Raw genomic sequence first — 1624 nt, forward strand, 5'->3', positions numbered from 1 at the left:
CCCCGGGCTCCCGGCCGCCACCCGGGTAGCCCTGGACGGGGGCGGTGGCGACGATCGCGCGATCGTCGGCGATGGAGTTTTCGGGCATGGCGAAGCATCCCTTCCTGCGAATTGGATTTGTGTGCCCCGGTCGTTGAGCGAGCGAGGAACGAGCGAGACGAAACGCCTGGAGACGTGCGAAGAGTCAGGCGCGTTTCGTCTCGCTTCGCTCGCTCAACGACCGGAGGTCTTCTCGGGGCTGAAGAGCATCCGTGCGAGGACGAGCATCATGACCGCGAACCCGCCGACGAAGGCGACCGGCGCCCACCACCAGCCGACGGTGAAGACGAGCACCGCGATGACGGCGAAGGTCACCAGCCAGATGACGGCGCTGTAGATGCCGAAACGTGCGGCGGTCTCGGGCTCGCGCTCGAACCGGTTCGGCGGTTCGCTCGTGTGCGCCTGGCGCGTCCAGGCCTTGTGGCGGTTCGTCTGGCTCGCTCCGAGGAACGCGAACAGGATGATCGAGGCGATGATGCCGAGCGCGGCGAACACGACGCCCCACACCGGCATCGAACCGAAGGCGACGAGCGCGACGAAGCCGAGCCCATAGGCGCCGAGCAGCGTGGCGAGGAAGTACCCGGCAGCGCGGTTCTGCGGCATCGGGTGGTTGGTCGTCGTCTCCTGCGAGAGCGAGTCGCCGACGAGGAGGCCGAGAGCGGTGGCCGCGAGGCCGAAGGCGCCGATCTGCGCGCCGAGCGGGATCGGCCACACGCCTGCCGCCCCGAGGATGCCGAGCGTGATGCCGATCACCGCGGCGATGGACCACACCACGGCGCGGACTACGAAGCCCGGCTTCGGACGCACGCGATGACGCTGCTGCAGGGCGGCATAGCCGTCCGCGTGCGGGCGGGGCGCAGCATCCACCGTCTCGTCGAGAAGAGCGCGGACGTCGCCGAGCTCGGCGATCGCGCGCCGCGCCGCCTCGGTCGGCGGCACACCCGCCGCCTCGAGTTCGTCGGTGCGGGCGACGAGGTTCGCGCGCACCTCCTCCTTCAGGTCCTGGGCGTCGGGCGTCATCTCGATGCCCTGGAACGCCTCGTCGAGGAGGCGATGGATGTCGGTGTTCATTGCTGGCTCTCCTTCACGTCGAGCAGTGAGTCGATGATGCGCCGGGTCGCGGTCCAGGCCGCGACGTTGCCGCGGAAGACCGCGCGGCCGGCGTCGGTGATGCGGTAGTACTTGCGGCGGCCGCCCTGGGACTCGTCGCCCCAGTACGACTCGACGAGTCCGTCCTTCTCGAGGCGGCGGTACGTGGCGTACAGCGTCGCCTCTTTGATCTCGTGATCGCCGCCGGTCGCATCGCGGATCGCCTTGTAGATCTCGAAGCCGTACGCGTCGCCGCGCCGCAGCACACCGAGCACGATCGTGTCGGTGTGGCCGCGCAGCAGGTCGGCCGCGAACGCGTCGTCTTGTGTCATGTCAAGTACTGTATCACGTCAAGTACTCATGAGCATCAACTACTTTGCGAGCTCGAATACCCGCCCTCTCCACCATGAACGCCTCCCCCCCCGCGGTCGGGGGGGGGGGGGGCGGGGGGGGGGGGGGGGCGGGGGGGGGGGGGGGGGGGGGGCTCGGGGTGGGG

Annotated in this window: 2 protein-coding genes; both read right to left on the reverse strand. The window is 69.7% G+C overall.

Annotated features, from left to right (window positions below; all coding sequences use genetic code 11):
• Positions 1-213: 213 nt before the first annotated feature.
• A complete protein-coding gene (locus ACLBXX_RS20665) occupies positions 214-1110 on the reverse strand; it encodes a permease prefix domain 1-containing protein (RefSeq protein ID WP_447659548.1) in 897 nt (298 codons plus the stop codon).
• On the reverse strand, positions 1107-1460 hold the full coding sequence (locus tag ACLBXX_RS20670) for a PadR family transcriptional regulator (protein WP_056368906.1): 354 nt from the start codon (positions 1458-1460) through the stop codon (positions 1107-1109). Before ACLBXX_RS20670 ends, ACLBXX_RS20665 begins: the two co-directional genes overlap by 4 nt.
• Positions 1461-1624: the final 164 nt, after the last annotated feature.

Source organism: Microbacterium sp. C23T (assembly GCF_053345975.1).

Bases quoted from the DNA above. Each gene is read 5' to 3' on its own strand.
- ACLBXX_RS20665 (WP_447659548.1), bottom strand. From the start codon at position 1,110: ATGAACACCGACATCCATCGCCTCCTCGACGAGGCGTTCCAGGGCATC.
- ACLBXX_RS20670 (WP_056368906.1), bottom strand. From the start codon at position 1,460: ATGACACAAGACGACGCGTTCGCGGCCGACCTGCTGCGCGGCCACACC.